15 protein-coding genes are annotated in these 17,064 nt (G+C 35.4%); 12 read left to right on the top strand and 3 right to left on the bottom strand.

Features of this window, described 5'->3' with window-relative positions:
• Positions 1 to 2,412 carry a TonB-dependent siderophore receptor gene (locus Q4503_RS05725; protein WP_303601650.1) on the bottom strand — a complete coding sequence of 804 codons (2,412 nt, stop codon included), beginning with the start codon at positions 2,410 to 2,412 and terminating at the stop codon, positions 1 to 3.
• 361 nt (positions 2,413 to 2,773) lie between these two features.
• Entirely contained in the window at positions 2,774 to 3,574 is an 801-nt protein-coding gene (locus Q4503_RS05720) for a class I SAM-dependent methyltransferase (RefSeq protein WP_303601649.1), read from the bottom strand.
• 80 nt (positions 3,575 to 3,654) lie between these two features.
• Between Q4503_RS05720 and gloB the strand changes: the two genes are divergently transcribed.
• A complete protein-coding gene (gloB, locus tag Q4503_RS05715; RefSeq protein ID WP_303601648.1) occupies positions 3,655 to 4,470 on the top strand; it encodes a hydroxyacylglutathione hydrolase in 816 nt (271 codons plus the stop codon).
• Between the two features lie 76 nt (positions 4,471 to 4,546).
• Positions 4,547 to 6,190, top strand: coding sequence for a LysM peptidoglycan-binding domain-containing protein (locus Q4503_RS05710; RefSeq protein WP_303601647.1), 1,644 nt, complete (start codon positions 4,547 to 4,549; stop codon positions 6,188 to 6,190).
• Positions 6,191 to 6,289: 99 nt separating this feature from the next.
• On the opposite strand, the gene Q4503_RS05705 is transcribed toward Q4503_RS05710, so the two are convergent.
• Positions 6,290 to 6,772 (bottom strand): hypothetical protein, encoded by a 483-nt coding sequence (locus Q4503_RS05705; protein WP_303601646.1) that lies wholly within the window; start codon positions 6,770 to 6,772, stop codon positions 6,290 to 6,292.
• Positions 6,773 to 7,659: 887 nt separating this feature from the next.
• Here Q4503_RS05705 and ccoN point away from each other — a divergent pair.
• The 10 genes from ccoN to uspE all read left to right on the top strand — a co-directional run bounded on the left by ccoN (position 7,660) and on the right by uspE (position 17,000).
• Complete coding sequence (ccoN, locus tag Q4503_RS05700) at positions 7,660 to 9,084, top strand: cytochrome-c oxidase, cbb3-type subunit I (RefSeq protein ID WP_215972421.1); 1,425 nt, start codon at positions 7,660 to 7,662, stop codon at positions 9,082 to 9,084.
• An 11-nt stretch (positions 9,085 to 9,095) separates the two neighbouring features.
• Positions 9,096 to 9,740 carry a cytochrome-c oxidase, cbb3-type subunit II gene (gene ccoO / locus Q4503_RS05695; protein ID WP_215972420.1) on the top strand — a complete coding sequence of 215 codons (645 nt, stop codon included), beginning with the start codon at positions 9,096 to 9,098 and terminating at the stop codon, positions 9,738 to 9,740.
• 10 nt (positions 9,741 to 9,750) lie between these two features.
• Positions 9,751 to 9,972 (top strand): CcoQ/FixQ family Cbb3-type cytochrome c oxidase assembly chaperone, encoded by a 222-nt coding sequence (locus Q4503_RS05690; protein ID WP_215972506.1) that lies wholly within the window; start codon positions 9,751 to 9,753, stop codon positions 9,970 to 9,972.
• Positions 9,965 to 10,936: a cytochrome-c oxidase, cbb3-type subunit III gene (ccoP, locus tag Q4503_RS05685; RefSeq protein WP_215972419.1), complete on the top strand. Its 972-nt coding sequence runs from the start codon at positions 9,965 to 9,967 to the stop codon at positions 10,934 to 10,936. Before Q4503_RS05690 ends, ccoP begins: the two co-directional genes overlap by 8 nt.
• Positions 10,937 to 11,120: 184 nt before the next feature.
• A complete protein-coding gene (locus Q4503_RS05680; RefSeq protein ID WP_215972418.1) occupies positions 11,121 to 11,615 on the top strand; it encodes a FixH family protein in 495 nt (164 codons plus the stop codon).
• A 3-nt stretch (positions 11,616 to 11,618) separates the two neighbouring features.
• Entirely contained in the window at positions 11,619 to 14,111 is a 2,493-nt protein-coding gene (locus Q4503_RS05675) for a heavy metal translocating P-type ATPase (RefSeq protein ID WP_303601645.1), read from the top strand.
• Between the two features lie 27 nt (positions 14,112 to 14,138).
• A complete protein-coding gene (gene ccoS / locus Q4503_RS05670; protein ID WP_215972416.1) occupies positions 14,139 to 14,336 on the top strand; it encodes a cbb3-type cytochrome oxidase assembly protein CcoS in 198 nt (65 codons plus the stop codon).
• A 35-nt stretch (positions 14,337 to 14,371) separates the two neighbouring features.
• On the top strand, positions 14,372 to 15,109 hold the full coding sequence (locus Q4503_RS05665) for a sulfite exporter TauE/SafE family protein (RefSeq protein WP_303601644.1): 738 nt from the start codon (positions 14,372 to 14,374) through the stop codon (positions 15,107 to 15,109).
• Between the two features lie 80 nt (positions 15,110 to 15,189).
• Positions 15,190 to 15,909: a fumarate/nitrate reduction transcriptional regulator Fnr gene (fnr, locus tag Q4503_RS05660; protein WP_303601643.1), complete on the top strand. Its 720-nt coding sequence runs from the start codon at positions 15,190 to 15,192 to the stop codon at positions 15,907 to 15,909.
• A 152-nt stretch (positions 15,910 to 16,061) separates the two neighbouring features.
• Entirely contained in the window at positions 16,062 to 17,000 is a 939-nt protein-coding gene (gene uspE / locus Q4503_RS05655) for a universal stress protein UspE (RefSeq protein WP_303601642.1), read from the top strand.
• Positions 17,001 to 17,064: the final 64 nt, after the last annotated feature.

Below are 17,064 nucleotides of genomic sequence, written 5' to 3'. Positions count from 1 at the left end.
TTAAAAACTATAAGTAACAGTCAGTTTAGCATTTCGGCTTTCACCTGGTAAACCACCTAAAAACATAGCTTTACTATAATAAGTCTCGTTGGCTAAATTACGTAAGTTCAATTGCACATCAAAATCTTCGCCAGCGTAACTAATCGCACTATCCCAAACAGTGTAAGCTTCAATAATTGCATAGTTAATACCAAATGAAGATGAAGAAATAGAGCGTTCATCTTCATAGGTCATACCGATACTAAATTTTATTGGGCTAGCTAAGCCATCAAACTGATGACTATAGTTAGTCCAAATACTTGCAAACTTCTCAGCAATACCTTTTGTTTGCTCATCAACTACACTTAGAGCATTTCCACCAGGTTCAGTAACAGGCTCTTGGTAAGTCGCATTGAAATTCATTGACCATTGTTCGTTAACTGCAAAGTTTATATCAACTTCAATACCTTGCGTACTATCTTGCTCGTCGTAATAATATTCTGCTACATCAATATTAAAAGCGGCATCTGCCGGATCATCTTCATACAACGGGTTTTCATAACGTAGATTAGTACGAGCGGTATCAAATAAGACAATCGAGCCTAATAAATCTTCATCAAGTGCTGTAAAGCGCACACCTAAATCCCAAGATACTGACTCAGAATCAGGACGGTTATCATCCTCGGTTAAACTGCCTAATACACTGTAAGCTGTTCTACCTTTTGAGTGGTTAATGAATGTAGAGAAATACTTAGAAAACTGATAGTTAAGTCCTAGATTATAAGTAAAGCCATCATCATCAGCGTCAAGCTCTGGGTTACCGTCACTAAATTGATTTTGATACGTTTGCTTAACAGAGCTGTAAGCACCACCGATACGAGCGGTTAATTCCTCATTAAAATAAACAACTTCTTGTAAGCTCAAGCCCCAAGCTGTTGCAGATTTATCGTATTTACTACGTAATGACGGATTATAATCTTCAAAACTTCCCGTTGGCCAGTTAGGATTACGAATATCTAAAATATAAGGAACTGCATCGCTTCTGGTATCATCAGCATCCCAAATTGAGTGCTGTTGATATTCCATATCACGCTTTTCGTAGTTAGCACTTAATAAGTGCTCACCTCTTAAACTTCCATAACTCCATGTGTTAGACAAATCAGCAAAGTACTGTAATGTTTTCTCGTCAGCGTTTATTTTACGGTATTCTTGTCGGCGTGCCGCATAAGGATATAGAACATCATCAAGAACTAAAGGCGCTCTAGGGTCAAGGTTAATGGTGCCACTACGATCATGATAAATATAATTATAAGCTGATGTTTGACGAACATAATCTGTAGAATAAGTTCGATATTGTAATTGATGAGTAAGGGTCCAATCATCTGTAATATTAAGGTCTTGACGAAGTTTGATTCTAAACTCTTTACCTTCATTCGGCGTAGAGATAGGTGAAATCAAACCAGTTTCACCTAAATCAAAAGGTTGCCAACCATCAGTAGAGGCTAAAGTACCTGCAAGCTCTTGGCGTTGTGAATCAGTTAGTTGTAGGCCACCACTGTCAATGTCGCCATTTACCAAGTCAGCAGCAGTAATATTTCCAGGTAATGAATCTACTAAAGTTAAATCAATTAGCCGAACCGGATCACCGATAGAATCTATTTGTACCGCATCATCAATATAAGCAGCAGATAAAAGTATTGTATTATCGTTTGAAAAAGCATGGCTTAATGATGTGTATAACTCTGAACGTTCAGAGCTTAAACCACGGTATCCATCTGAAGTTTCATAATTAGCTACTACGCGATAAGCCGTGTCTTCTGTTATGCCAGCAGTCGCATCGAACATAACGCCGTAATTATCCCATTGACCAACAACAGCTCTTATTTGATAAGCCTCTTCTTGTTGTGGTTTCTTTTCAATTAAGTTAATTACGCCACCCGCTGATCCCATACCATAAAGCCCTGTAGCAGGACCTTTTAATACTTCAATACTTTCAATGTTTGTCATTGAACGTGTAGGGTTATAACTATTTTCTAAATCGGCACCACCATACATACCATCGTACGCGTAGTTTACACCTAAGCCCCTGATAGCTAAATTATCTCCAACGCCATAATTATTACCATCTTGAGATAAACCACTCACATTTCGTAAACTTTCTTGTAATGTAGCCCCTGCTTGCTCACTAATTAATAGTTTGTCGACTACAACCACAGCTGCTGGTGTTTGCATCAAACTCATATTAGATTTAGTTGCAGTGCCTGACTCCAATATCAATTGATTATGTCTACCATAAATTGTTATTTTTTCAACTTTCTTTTCTTCAGCATTAACCGTATTAGTTTCATCGGCGAAAGTTGGAAGAGAAACAGTTACCAAAATACTGGCTACTGCTGCAGCGATAGGCCATGTTTTTTTCAATTTAAAGTTCATTATGTATTGTCTTTAGAGTTAGGTAGTAATTTTGAGCGAATGATAATGATTTGCATTAATTATTGCAATATATTTAATGATACATTTGAAACTTTTTCACTAAATGTTAAGTGAATATGAGTTTTGAGCACGATCTGAATGATTTTCGAACAAGCGACGAGCTAACTATGAGCAAGTTACGAACAAGAGAATTAATTACTATAGAAGGAAATTCAATGGGTTTACTTTATTTCTATAATAAAATAAATTCGGATAAGAGAAGGTTGTCTTAATATTAATAAAATGAAGTTATTCATCGATAACAATTAAGCTGTAATTTTATACTTTGATAATTACAGTTTAAATTAAATATTAGGAGTCATTATCTATTTAATTTTGATTTATGATGCATGCTTTTATTATTTTCAGAACTAACATTCATTGTAGGAATTTTAACAGGATTAAATTTAGCTCTTATTTGCCATTTGGGTTTTATTGGTGTTAAAGGTAACACCCTTTTTTTCGCTATAATGACATATACTGAACCGACACTTGTTAAATAATTTTTTGCAAAACTATGCCAGTAATTAGCCAAACCATGCTCATTCATTTTTCCTGCTAAACTACTATACAGACAACGTTCATCACTAAGAATTTCAAAACCCATTAATTGTAACCAGTCTTTTACCCGCATAGGCGAAAAGAAATGTTCATTCCAAGGCATTGTTTTTCTTCTATAAGGAATAATACGATTAAGTCCAGCTAAAGAAAATGGGTTAAAACCAGTAATAACAAGGTAACCATTAGGAATTAATGCTCTATTTGCTTCGCGAATAACATGATGAGGATCAAGAGAAAATTCTAATACATGGCTAAGTAAGCAAACATCGACACTATGCTCAAGTAAAGGTAAATCATCAAGCTCACAAACAATATCTGTATTGTAATTTTGTTGCGAACCAAAACAAGGATTCGGGCTACAGCTAACCTGGTTTTTTATTGGGCTGTGCTCGCAAGATATTTCATGACTTAAAGCACCTATTTTCAATAAATGATAACCAAAAAACTTTTGCCACCATGGTTCTAAAACGTTTTCAATAGCTGATAAAATTATATCTCCATTGGGTAAGTCTTTCCAAGATTTAGGATAATGGGGTTGTCGAAATGCTAGAGCAGGTTTCATAAATACAAGTTATTTCAATTGGTATTACTGATAATCTCAGTATAATTAACTCTGATTCTTAAGCAAGTTGGAAATTATAAATGAGCACAATCAAATCGAATAATACAGATATCATCAAGGCTTTGCCTGCATTCGCTGATAATTATATCTGGGGCATTACTAATAGCACTAAAGCTGCATTCGTTGACCCTGGTGATGCTGATGTTTGCATTACTTTTTTAGAAGAAAACCAACTCATACTTAATGCTATTTTAATCACTCATCATCATGCAGACCATACAGGCGGTATAAAGAAATTAGTCGCTTATTGCCAACAGCAACAATGGCCTCTCACCATTTATGGGCCAGCAAAAGAGACCATACCACACTGCGATGTTAAATTAACTGAAAATGACATTGTCACGTTACCTGAACTTGAAGTAAGTTTTACCGTTATAGATTTACCTGGACATACTGCTGGTCATATTGCTTACTTTACTCAAGAACAAACTACACCAATTCTGTTTTGTGGTGATACTTTATTTTCTGGTGGTTGTGGTCGACTTTTTGAAGGCACTCCCAGACAAATGCTAACGTCACTAACCAAATTAGCAAACTTACCTGAAAATACAAAAGTCTACTGTGCCCATGAGTATACACAAGCTAATCTAAAGTTTGCATTAGCAGTAGAGCCAAACAACGAAAATTTAATAAACTATAGTCAGCAAGTTAATAAGTTACGTAATAATAAACAAAGCACTATTCCAACCACTATTAAAGTTGAAAAACAAATTAATCCCTTTTTACGAAGTCATAAGGCGACAATTCAATCCAGTGCTATGACTTTTGATAATAACACTCAAGCGAATAGTTTAGATGCTTTCACTACAATTAGACGCTGGAAAGACCAATTTTAACGTGTTAGTCTAAAAGCTTGTGCGCTGTAAAGTGCTACTTAATGTTCTTTCCCTTACAAATTATCACTGGTTATTCATGAAATATTTTTTATTCCCTGCATTCATTTTTCTTAGTGGCTGCCAAAGCACATTATTGTCGCACGATAATAACAACACAGAAAACAACACTAACCAAGCAGAATATATAGCTTCTGCCACTGAAATAAACCAAGCCCTACTCTTTGATGAAAATATTGATGTTATGCATCCTGTTGACGATGTAGATTTTTCATTGTCAAACAAAACGACATTACAACAAAATAATGTTTGGCATCGAATTAGGCAGCAATTTACTTTTGATGTACCTGAAAACGAGCGTGTTATAGCGCAACGTGATTGGTACGTAAAACACCCAAGCTATTTAACACGAATAGGTAAACGAGCTGAGCCATTCTTGTACTATATCGTAGAGGAATTAGAGAAAAACAATGTTCCTATCGAACTTGCTTTATTACCGATTGTTGAAAGTGCATTTGACCCTTTTGCTTATTCTCATGGTAGAGCTTCCGGGATGTGGCAATTTATTCCTGGTACCGGAACACGTTTTGGTATGAAGCAAAACTGGTGGTATGACGGCCGCCGTGATGTTATTGCATCTACTGAAGGTGCTATAGCGTATATGAAATATTTGCATAAATTTTTCGATGGAGATTGGCTACTTGCCCTAGCAGCTTACAACTCAGGTGAAGGCCGAGTACAACGTGCGGTAAGAAAAAATAAAAGAATGGGTAAAAATACAGACTTTTGGTCATTAGATTTACCTAAAGAGACTAAAGCCTACGTCCCTAAATTATTAGCGCTCGCTGATATCATTAAGCGTCCTGAACAGTTTAACCTTAGCCTATATAAAATATCGAATGAAGAAGTAATTAGCCAAGTTGATATAGGATCACAGCTCGATTTAGCTAAAGCCGCTAGTTTAGCTGGCTTATCATTAACTGAATTACAACGTTTAAATCCCGGTTTCAACCGCTGGTCAACAGATCCTGAAGGCCCTCACCGCTTAGTTTTACCTAAACATAAAGTTGATAGTTTTGAAGTTAACTTAGCAAAACTGGAAAAAAGTGAACGATTAGATTGGCAACGTTATAAGATAAAGTCAGGTGATAATTTAGGTCGAATTGCTAAAAAGTTTCATACTAACATAGACTTAATCCGAAAAGTAAATAACATTGAAGGTAATCAAATAAGAGCTGGAAAGCATTTATTAATTCCTGTTGCAGCCAAATCACTTGATAGTTATATTTTATCTCAAGATCAACGTATTGCTTCAAAACAAGCTAAACCACAGCAAGGATTGAAAAAAACTCATACTGTTGTCGCTGGAGATAACCTTTGGGATATTGGACGCCGTTATAAAGTTAACAGCAATAATATAGCTAAATGGAACGGCATTGCGCCACGTGACACATTAAAACTAGGCCAAAAACTTGTTATTTGGCAAAAAACACAAGCATCCACTAAACGTGATGAAGTAACAAGAATTAATGCAAGTGTAGAACAAGCTGTTATGCGCAATATCACTTATAAAGTTCGCAGCGGAGACTCTTTTGCACGAATCGCAAGTAAGTTTAATGTGCGTATCAGTGATATTGAACGTTGGAATAGTTTAAGCAGAAGTAAATATTTACAACCTGGACAAAAACTAAAACTGTCTATTGATGTGACAAATAATATTTAAATATACGCTTAAAGCTTTAAGGGTATTTATTCATCTATTTTAATAAGATGTCATATTAAACGTGAATAAATACCTTTTACTCATATAACTTAGTTAGCGTTATAAGCGCTGACTATCAAAATCAATGAAAAAATCTTGTTGTTGAACCTTGTCTGCAATAAGAATTTTTACCGTAAACCATAATCGCCACGTCATCACATCTTCACTACAATTAGCAAGTAAACTTTCAGCAACTATGCCATTATTTTGGCCCTCTTTGAAAAAAACAGGTATCTTTCCCATAAACATACTTTTGCCTTCAAGATAACTTGCGATGCTCTGTATTTTATATTTTTCACCTAAAGCATCAAAATGCAACTGTATATAAAAAGGCAATTCTGTTTTAATTTTTCCTTCTTGAGCCACTTGCGAAAATTGAATATCAAAATGACCTGTATCAACACTTACCCGACACTGGCTTTGACTAGCTAAACAAACAAATGAAGAAGGTTGCAATTTGATATCATTGGTAGAAACTGGTGTTACTGGTTTACAAGCAATTATCGTAAAAATAAAGGCTAAAAAAACAAAAATTCTGTTCATTATAACTTTCTAAGTTCAAGCAAAAAGCGAATACTTACTTGACTCCATTAAACTAAAAAAATACATACTTATGCCACTTCAATTAACATAAACATACACGTAATAACATTAAGATACCATATCGTCCTGGTTACCAACATTGAGACAACCAAGAGTGAAATAATCAGACCTAAAATAATGTCAGGTTATGATACCTCAAGCCCGCAACTATTTATAAGAACATTACAACTAAGATTTCATTTCAATAATTAGTGCTTTTATTCAAAAAATATAAAAATCAATTTAAATAAAGCCCATTACTTGCTTTATAACTAATATTTTTTTTCTATATTATCAAAAGAAATATTAGTTATATTGATAACAATAACTATAAAAGATTACGCTTTTACACAATAGTATAGAAAGAGAATAAACTTAACATATGCGTTTTATTTCACATTTAAACAAAACCGACAATATGCCCCTAAAAAAACAAACAACTTAAAATAAATAAATTTTTCATGAACTTAAGTCAATATATAAAATTATGAGTGAATGAAATGATTGTTTTTTACTGACTAATCTTGTCTGGCTTTTATATTTTTTATTTATCAAAACAATAAGTCAGTAATTAGACAACAAGTTTAAATGTTTTGTTTTAATGGAGTTAATAGCCCTGTAACTTGATCTAAGTCAAATTTAAACGAATGCAACAGTTGATTTATAACACCACCAAGAGGTAAAATTGCTTTGCATATATACCATTTAGCTCGATTTTTTGAATATATCAATGCCATTTGACATGCAAATATAAATAGTAAAAATATAGTTCGTTTTTATAACTGAATTTAATGATAACGACGTTGTAAAAACTATTCTCTTAATAATAACACTGCGGAATACAAAACATGACTCAAAGTAATACGTCAGCAGTAGACTACAACTTCAATGTTGTACGTCAATTTACTGTAATGACCGTAATCTGGGGGATCGTTGGTACACTCGTAGGTGTACTCATCGCGGCACAATTAATTTGGCCTGCGTTAAACTTCGATACACCTTGGTTAACCTACTCTCGTCTTCGCCCACTTCATACTAATGCGGTAATTTTTGCCTTTGGTACAAGTGCCTTATTTGCAACTTCCTATTATGTGGTACAACGAACCTCTCAAGTACGATTGTTTGGTGGTAAGTTAGCTGCTTTCACTTTTTGGGGTTGGCAAGCGGTTATTCTATCCGCGATTATATCCTTACCTTTAGGTTATACTTCAACGAAAGAATACGCAGAGTTAGAATGGCCAATCGACATTCTTATTACTATCGTTTGGGTTTCATACGCTATCGTATTTTTCGGTACGTTAATTAAGCGTAAAGTTTCACATATTTATGTTGCTAACTGGTTCTTCGGCGCTTTCATTATCACTGTAGCTGTTTTACATATTGGTAATTCAATGGTTATTCCTATTGCAGGTATGAAATCATACTCCATCTATCCTGGAGCAATTGATGCCATGATGCAGTGGTGGTATGGACATAATGCCGTAGGCTTCTTATTAACCGCAGGTTTCTTGGGCATAATGTATTACTTTGTTCCAAAACAAGCGGAACGTCCTGTATATTCTTACCGTTTATCTATTGTTCACTTTTGGGCATTAGTTTCACTATACATTTGGGCTGGTCCACATCATTTGCATTACACTGCTTTACCTGATTGGGCTCAATCTGTTGGTATGGTTATGTCTATTGTATTATTCCTTCCATCTTGGGGTGGTATGATTAACGGTATAATGACACTATCTGGTGCTTGGCATAAACTTCGTCATGATCCTATTTTACGCTTCTTAATCGTTTCTCTTTCTTTCTACGGTATGTCTACCTTCGAAGGACCAATGATGGCAATTAAGTCAGTAAACGCGTTATCTCACTACACAGATTGGACTGTTGGTCACGTACATTCAGGTGCTTTAGGTTGGGTTGCAATGGTTTCAATTGGTGCAATGTATCACTTAATTCCGTTACTATTTAATCAAGGTCGCATGTACAGCATACGCTTAATCAACGTTCATTTTTGGATGCATACAGCAGGTATAGTACTTTATATTGTGGCTATGTGGATTTCAGGTGTTATGCAAGGATTAATGTGGCGTGCAGTAAATACTGACGGTACCTTAACTTACAGCTTTGTTGAGAGCTTAACAGCTTCATACCCATTCTACTTTATTCGTTTCTTAGGTGGTGTTCTCGTTGTAGCAGGTTTCATCTTAATGGCTTACAACATGTTTAAAACTATTGGTGCTAAAGACGGAAGTCTTAAAGCCATTGAAACAGCTTAAGGAGAATAAACATGAAAAATAACCATGAAAAAGTTGAAAAAAATGTTGGTTTGTTCTTTCTTTTCACTGTGTTGGCTATCAGCATTGGTGGATTAGTAGAAATAACACCTTTGTTTTTTCAAAAAGAAACAACAACACCTGTTGATAATTTAAAGCCATATACAGCATTACAAATGGAAGGCCGTGACATTTACATACGCGAAGGTTGTAGTAACTGTCATAGTCAAATGATCCGTCCATTCAGAGCTGAAACTGAGCGTTATGGTCACTATAGCGTTGCCGGTGAATCAGTTTGGGAACACCCTTTCTTATGGGGTTCTAAACGTACTGGTCCTGATTTAGCTCGTGTTGGCGGTCGTTACAGTGATGATTGGCATATTGCTCATCTAACTGATCCTCGTTCAGTTGTACCTGAGTCAAATATGCCTGCTTATAGCTGGTTAAACGTTAATACACTTGATGGTGAGTTAACAGGTAAAAAACTTGAAACATTTAATTGGTTAACACGTAATCGTAGCCATAAAGATGAGAATGGGAACCCTATTCCTCTTTATACTCAGGAAGAGATTGATGGCGCTAAAGATGCGGTTAAAGGTAAAACTGAAATGAGTGCCTTGATTGCCTACTTGCAATCACTTGGCCACGCATTGAAGTAAACTGATTATGATGGAATATGGAACACTTAGAGGGTTAATTGCCCTCCTTATATTGGCATTATTTATTATAATTGTAGTTTGGTCATATTCAAAAAAACGTAAGTCTTCATTTGATAAAGTTGCTAACTCTATTTTTGAAGAAGACGACGTTTTAAAAGAACAAACTATGAAAAACGATAAAACACGCCATTTTGATACAGATAGCAAACAGGAGACTAATAATAATGTCTAGCTTCTGGAGTATTTGGGTTTGGGTTCTTACCTTGGGATCACTAGTAGCTTATGTTTTTCTACTACGTTGGTGTTTAAAGAACTTTACAGGTGTTAAAGAAGGTGAGTCAATGGGACACAGCTTCGATGGCATTGAAGAATTAAACAATCCGCTACCTAAGTGGTGGAGTACGTTTTTCTTATTAACAATTATTTGGGCATTTGGTTATATTGCTCTTTACGGTTTAGGAGGCTGGTCTGGTCTTTTAGGTTGGAAGAGTTCAAACCAAGGTATTCTAAATATTGCTGAATCAAAGGCAAAAACAATAGAAAATTTAGCTAAAGATTCAGGTGTTTTAGTTCAATATGACCGTGAAGTTGCGCAAGCAAACGAAAAATATGGTCCAATTTTTGAAGCTTATGCTGCACGTACAATTGAAGACTTGTCGACAGATAGCGAAGCATTAAAAGTAGGCCAACGTTTGTTTATTCAGAACTGTGCTCAATGTCATGGCTCTGATGCTCACGGTACAACAGGCTTCCCTAACTTAGCTGATAAAGATTGGTTATATGGTGGTACACCAGAGAAAATCAAAGAAACTATCATGCATGGTCGAAAAGCATCAGGAATGGCGGCATGGTCTAACGTTCTTGGTGGTGAATCAGGTGTTAAAGAAGTAGCAGCTTATGTTATTAGCTTAAGCGGCCGTTCAGTTAACCCTGATCTTGCAAAAGCAGGTAAAGAGAAGTTTGCTCTTTGTGCAAGTTGTCATGGTCCTGATGGACAAGGTAGTTTAGCACTTGGTTTACCTATGGGTGCTCCAAACTTATCTGATAATATTTGGTTATATGGTGGCTCTCAACGCGCAATTGAAGAATCAATTCGCAATGGTCGTGCTGGCGTTATGCCTCCTTGGAAAGATATTTTAGGTGAACAGAAAGTACATGTAATAAGTGCTTATGTTTACTCACTTTCTCAAGATTAAAATTTAAGAAATAATCAAAACATTACATAGTTTGTAACAACCTATGTAAGTTACAAAAACCCTAGGTAACACATTGTTAACTAGGGTTTTTTATTATTAAATCTTACTAAAGAAAAGTAGCTCAAAAGGTAGATAAGCGCTATAATATGCGTCAAATTTAACCTATTGAATATTGTTATATATTATGAAAACATCTTGGTATCGTGAGCCTTGGGCTTGGTTAGTTTTTTTTCTTCCATTTTCTGCTGTTGTTGCAGGAACTATCACTTATGTAATTGCCAATACTGATCCGGATACGCTTGTTGTTGGTGACTATTACAAAACAGGTAAAGCCATTAATTTACAAGTTGCAAAGGTTAAACGAGCACAGAAGCTAGGAATACGCTTTACATTACAGCTTACTAATAATGAACTTATAATAGAGCCAACGGGTATTGAAAAAACATTTTCATTGCTCAATGTTAGTTTTTTTCACCCAACGCAAGAAAGCAAAGACTTTTCTTTAGCTTTAACACCTGATGGTAATGGTTATTTTAGACATAGTTTTGATCATGATATTTCGGGGAAATGGAAAATAACTATGTCTCCATTTGATAATGACTGGAAAATCCAAGAAACCATTGTATTACCTCAAAGTACTGTTATTGACATCATTCCCGATCCAACTAAAGCACAATAAACTATGTCCACTTCTTGTTTTCATTGTAATGAAGTTATTCCATCCGGTATAAACCTTTACGTTACCATTAATCAAAAAGAACAACCTATGTGTTGCATAGGTTGTCAAGCTGTTGCGCAAACTATTGTTGATAATAACTTGACCCAGTATTATCAATTTAGAACTGAGCCAGCCCAAAAAGGCGCCGAGCTAATACCTGAAGAATTAAAAAGCTTACAATCGAAAAAAAATAAATTACTTAATGAAGAAATGCTGCAAAGTGAATTTATTTATCAAGATCAAGGTGCAAAAGAAGCTATTTTAACGATTGAAGGGATTAATTGTGCTGCTTGTGCTTGGTTAATTGAAATGCAACTTACCAAGCTTAAGGGGATTAACGAAATAAGTGTCAATGCAACGACACAACGTGCAACCTTAAAGTGGCAAGATAAGGTTTTACAATTAAGTGAAATACTTGATGCCATAGAAGACATTGGTTATCAAGCCCTTCCCTTTAAAGCAAATGAAATAGAACAACGTAATAAGAAAACCAGCAAAGTATTTATCAAGCGTTTAGGCATCAGTGGCATTTTAATGATGCAAGTTATGATGATTGCTGTCGGGTTATATTTTGGCGCTTTTTCTGATATGGATGAAGATCATAAAATATACCTGCGTTGGGTTAGTTTTATTCTAGCCATCCCTATTGTTTCATACGGAGCTTTCCCTTTTTATATTGGCGCAATAAATGCTTTAAAGATTAAAAGATTGTCGATGGACGTTCCGGTATCAATTGCTATTATTTTAGCCTTTACCGCCAGTGCTTGGGCAACAATAACTGAGCAAGGAGAAGTCTATTTTGAGTCCGTATCTATGTTTACTTTCTTATTGCTTATCGGTAAGTTTTTAGAATTTAGAGCACGCTCATATGCTGCTCAAGTTTCAGCAAATTTGTTAAAGTTGATGCCAATGACGGCGACTAGATTAAAAAAAACAGGAAGTAACTCTCCTGCAATTAATGAAACAGTTCACACAAAGAATAGTGAATTACAAAAGTCAGCGAATGATGTTGAAAATATAAGTAATGAAGAGCTTATTGCTGCCAAACAATTAATTAAAGATGATCTAGTGTTAATTAAACCAGGTGAAGCTATTCCAGCAGACGGTATTATTATTAGTGGCGCCAGCCAAATTAATGAAGCAATGTTATCTGGCGAGCAAACGCCAGTATCAAAAACAATTGATGATGTGGTTTTTGCAGGAACCATTAATGGTGATGGAAACCTTACCGTCAAAGTACAACAACCAAGTAATCAATCATTTTTAAGTCAATTAATTCGTTTAAGTGAGAAATCTCAAGCATATAAGCCTAAATTGGCACGTTTTTCTGATAAGGTAGCACAATATTTTGTCGCTATTATTTTACTTACAGCCATTGGTACCGCACTTTATTGGCATCACCATTTACCCGAAGAAGCTTTTTGGATTACCTTATCCGTATTAGTCGCGACCTGCCCCTGTGCATTATCTTTGGCAACACCAACTGCCTTAACTTGTGCCACAACTCGATTAAATCGTGATGGTATAATGATAAAGTCAGCTCATGTCATGGAAACCATGCCTAAAATAGATTGCTTCGCTTTTGATAAAACAGGCACGTTAACAACAGGTGAGTTTGCGATAGATAGAGTTGAAATCTATGATAATCAATACACTAAAGCCGAAGCATTAGTGATAGCGGCAGCTTTAGAATCTCATTCTGAACATCCTTTAGCTAAGCCTTTCAAACAACATAGAGACTTTAATCTTCCGACAAAAGAAATCCAAGTTCAGTCTGGATTAGGTGTAACTGGTATTGTTAATGAGCACCCTTATCGTATTGGCAAAGCTAGCTGGCTGTTAACAGCTACAGAGCATAAAAATGATCAATCGTTAATGAGCGCTTCTTGTGTACTCGTTTTTGAAAATAAACTTATTGCAGCATTTTATCTGGTCGATAAGATCAGAGAAGACGCCTATATTTTATTAAACACGCTTAATGCCAGCCATCAAACAATGATGCTGTCTGGTGACAATCAAAGCGCCTGTGACAAAGTAGGTAAAACCTTATCTGTAACTCAATGTCATGGTAACTTAAGCGCCACAGATAAAATGTCAATAATCAAAGAGCAACAAAAGAACAATATTAACATTGCTATGGTAGGCGATGGTGTTAATGATTCTCCAGTATTTGGTGCTGCACATGTATCTATGGCAATGGGCTGCGGAACTGATATAGCCAAAAGCGGTGCTGATGTTATTTTACTTAATAGTAAACTAACAAGTATTAATACCTTAAATGATGTATCAATAAAGACTAAACGCATTATTTTTCAGAATTATTTATGGGCTTTTGGCTACAATGCTATTGTATTACCATTAGCTGTAGCCGGTTATATTACACCTTACATGGCTGTTATTGGTATGTCTGTTAGCTCAATTTTAGTGATCAGTAATTCACTACGCTTACTCAGATAATAGCCCTTAAGATCAAGAGAAACAAAAATGAGCATTATTTATTTTTTAATTCCAATCGCGGTATTACTAACAGCACTGGGTATTTATATGTTCTTTTGGGCAGTAAAAACTGAACAGTTTGATGACCTTGAAAAAGAAGGTATGAGTATTCTTTTTGATAATAAAGAGGATGATAAAACAACCAAACAAAGTAGTGATAAACCTGACAGTACAAATCATGGCTAACAAAGTCAGCAGTTCTCATAACGGTAACTAACTCAATGAACCTAGACTTATTCTCCGCATTTGTAATAGGATTACTTGGCTCAGGGCATTGTATTGTGATGTGCGGTGGGATTACCACCATGCTCACTTCAGCCCTTCCTGAGTCAAATAAATATAATAATCAAATACCTGTTAATAATCAGAGACCTATTAAGCACTCAACAGCATCCTCAATTACTCGTAGTAAAACCGCCTTAGTAATTTTATACAATATTGGTCGTATTTCTTCCTATGCTTTTATCGGCGCAATTGTGGGATTTACCGGCTCTATCGCGGCAAAAAATATTGGAATGCCACTTGCTGGTCTACGGTTAATTTCGGCAACCTTTATGATCTTACTTGGTTTATATTTAGGTCAGTGGTTGATGTGGTTAAATCGAATAGAAGCCCTAGGTAAGCATTTATGGCGTTACATATCACCTTTAGCCAGTAAAGCCATCCCTGTAAATTCACCAATAAAAGCACTTACTCTTGGCGCCATTTGGGGCTGGTTACCTTGCGGATTAGTCTACTCAACCTTAACTTGGGCACTGGCAAGCGGTAGCATATATACTGGGGCGAGTATTATGTTCTTTTTTGGCTTAGGTACTCTTCCCGCACTGTTAACTCTTTCTATTGGGTTTAGTAGCATTAAAAATACTTTAACTAAACCATCGTTCAAAAAGATAATGGCGTTAGTACTAATAACCTTTGGTATTTATAGTTTTATTGTTGCATACCACCAGATGTTCTAATACCATAGCATTATCCTAGAAATTAGAGTAAATACATAAATGAAAATTTACCCTATTCCTATAAAATAAATGAGTAGCCTATGTTAAATAATAGTTCCCCTGGTGCACAGCATATTAACTGTCAAAACTGTAGTGTTAGTGAACTTTGTCTACCTTTTACCTTAAATGATCAAGAACTTAATACGCTTGATCAAATTATTGATCGTAAACGTCCTTTCCACAAAGGTGATAAAATATTCACTGATGGTCAAGAAATGCAGGCGCTTTATGCTATTCGTTCTGGTACATTTAAAACTTTTACCGTTAATGAACAAGGTGAAGAACAAATCACTGGCTTTCACTTAGCTGGAGATTTACTAGGATTTGACGCTATTGCCGAATCAGAACATAAAAGTTTTGCTCAAGCTTTAGAAACATCGATGATATGTGAAATTCCTTACGATAATTTAGATACTTTATCTAATACTATGCCAAAACTTAAGAAACAAGTTTTACGCTTAATGAGTAACGAGATTAGAACCGATCAAGAAATGCTTACGTTGTTGAACAGAAAGAATGCCGAACAACGTGTTGCTACTTTTTTAGTCAGCTTAAGCAAACGCTATCGTGCCAGAGGTTTATCAGCCAATGAATTTCGCCTTACAATGACACGAAGCGATATTGGTAATTACATTGGACTTACCGTTGAAACAATCAGCCGTTTATTAAATCGTTTTCATAAAACAGGCTTAATTAAGGTTGATGGTAAACTTATTACTATCATAAACCTCAATGAACTTGTTAATTGTGCCGAACTTTAGCTCCTCAAAGGCTTTCTAGCGTTATAATTTATAATGCTTGTTTTAAATCCCTTATACTTTGATTTAAAACAAGCATTAATCTCACACTTTTGATATAAATTACTTAAGCTTTAATAAAGTTTAACCAATGTATAACAACAGGGAGAATTATCATGAAAACCTATCAAAAAATTCTAGTCGTTATCGACCCATCAACTGATGAACAAAAAGCATTACAAAGAGCAATAGACTTAGCTGCCAATATTAAAGCAAGTGGCGGTCAGGTGGAAGTAACTGCTTTTCTAAGTATCTTTGACTTCTCTTATGAGATGACTACTATCCTTTCCAACGATGATCGTGGCGCTATGCGACAATCTGTTATTAAAGATAAAGAGCTTTGGCTAGAAGGTATTATAAGTAATTTAAAGCCTGATATTGATATTAGTAACTTAGTTGTTTGGCATAATCGCCCTTTTGAATCTATTATTGAACAAGTAATCCAAAATAATTACGATCTAGTCATTAAAGGGACTCATCAACATGACAAATTCAAATCGGTAATTTTTACTCCTACTGATTGGCATATATTGCGTAAATGTCCATGTCCAGTATTATTAGTAAAAGAGCATGAATGGCCAAGCAATGGGAACATACTTGCAGCAATTAATGTCGGAAGTGATGAAACAGAGCACAATTCACTTAATAATAAAATTACTAAAGAAGCAAAAAAATTAGCACAGCTGATTCAAGGAAACGTTCATTTAGTAAATTCATTTCCTGGCACACCTGTTAACATTGCAATTGAAATACCAGAGTTTAACTCTAGTGAATACAATAATACTATGCTGCAACATCATAAAAAGTCGATGGCAGCACATGCGACTGAATTTGAAATTGATATCACTAACACTCACGTTGAAGAAGGCTTACCTGAAAGAGTCATTGAAGAAGTCGCGGATAAAATTGATGCTGAGCTAGTTGTGCTAGGCACAATAGGCCGAACGGGTATTTCTGCAGCATTAATTGGTAATACCGCAGAGCATGTCATTGACCAACTTAACTGTGATGTACTTGCGCTAAAACCTGAAGGTTATGTGTCTCCGCTACAGTAAAAGTATTTTCTCATACTGAAATCAAAGACTGAAAGAGGTATGTAACCTTTTTCAGTCTTTATTA

Origin of the sequence: Colwellia sp. 6_MG-2023, from assembly GCF_030547765.1 — a bacterium.
GTDB lineage: Bacteria > Pseudomonadota > Gammaproteobacteria > Enterobacterales > Alteromonadaceae > Colwellia.
This window is presented reverse-complemented; position numbering and strand designations above follow the sequence as displayed.

Excerpts from the sequence above, each read along its gene's own strand:
- Q4503_RS05665 (WP_303601644.1), top strand. The coding sequence starts at position 14,372 with ATGAACCTAGACTTATTCTCCGCATTTGTAATAGGATTACTTGGCTCA.
- ccoS (WP_215972416.1), top strand. The coding sequence starts at position 14,139 with ATGAGCATTATTTATTTTTTAATTCCAATCGCGGTATTACTAACAGCA.
- Q4503_RS05705 (WP_303601646.1), bottom strand. The coding sequence starts at position 6,772 with ATGAACAGAATTTTTGTTTTTTTAGCCTTTATTTTTACGATAATTGCT.
- Q4503_RS05690 (WP_215972506.1), top strand. The coding sequence starts at position 9,751 with ATGGAATATGGAACACTTAGAGGGTTAATTGCCCTCCTTATATTGGCA.
- Q4503_RS05710 (WP_303601647.1), top strand. The coding sequence starts at position 4,547 with ATGAAATATTTTTTATTCCCTGCATTCATTTTTCTTAGTGGCTGCCAA.
- Q4503_RS05680 (WP_215972418.1), top strand. The coding sequence starts at position 11,121 with ATGAAAACATCTTGGTATCGTGAGCCTTGGGCTTGGTTAGTTTTTTTT.
- fnr (WP_303601643.1), top strand. The coding sequence starts at position 15,190 with ATGTTAAATAATAGTTCCCCTGGTGCACAGCATATTAACTGTCAAAAC.
- gloB (WP_303601648.1), top strand. The coding sequence starts at position 3,655 with ATGAGCACAATCAAATCGAATAATACAGATATCATCAAGGCTTTGCCT.
- uspE (WP_303601642.1), top strand. The coding sequence starts at position 16,062 with ATGAAAACCTATCAAAAAATTCTAGTCGTTATCGACCCATCAACTGAT.
- Q4503_RS05725 (WP_303601650.1), bottom strand. The coding sequence starts at position 2,412 with ATGAACTTTAAATTGAAAAAAACATGGCCTATCGCTGCAGCAGTAGCC.
- ccoO (WP_215972420.1), top strand. The coding sequence starts at position 9,096 with ATGAAAAATAACCATGAAAAAGTTGAAAAAAATGTTGGTTTGTTCTTT.
- Q4503_RS05675 (WP_303601645.1), top strand. The coding sequence starts at position 11,619 with ATGTCCACTTCTTGTTTTCATTGTAATGAAGTTATTCCATCCGGTATA.
- ccoN (WP_215972421.1), top strand. The coding sequence starts at position 7,660 with ATGACTCAAAGTAATACGTCAGCAGTAGACTACAACTTCAATGTTGTA.
- ccoP (WP_215972419.1), top strand. The coding sequence starts at position 9,965 with ATGTCTAGCTTCTGGAGTATTTGGGTTTGGGTTCTTACCTTGGGATCA.
- Q4503_RS05720 (WP_303601649.1), bottom strand. The coding sequence starts at position 3,574 with ATGAAACCTGCTCTAGCATTTCGACAACCCCATTATCCTAAATCTTGG.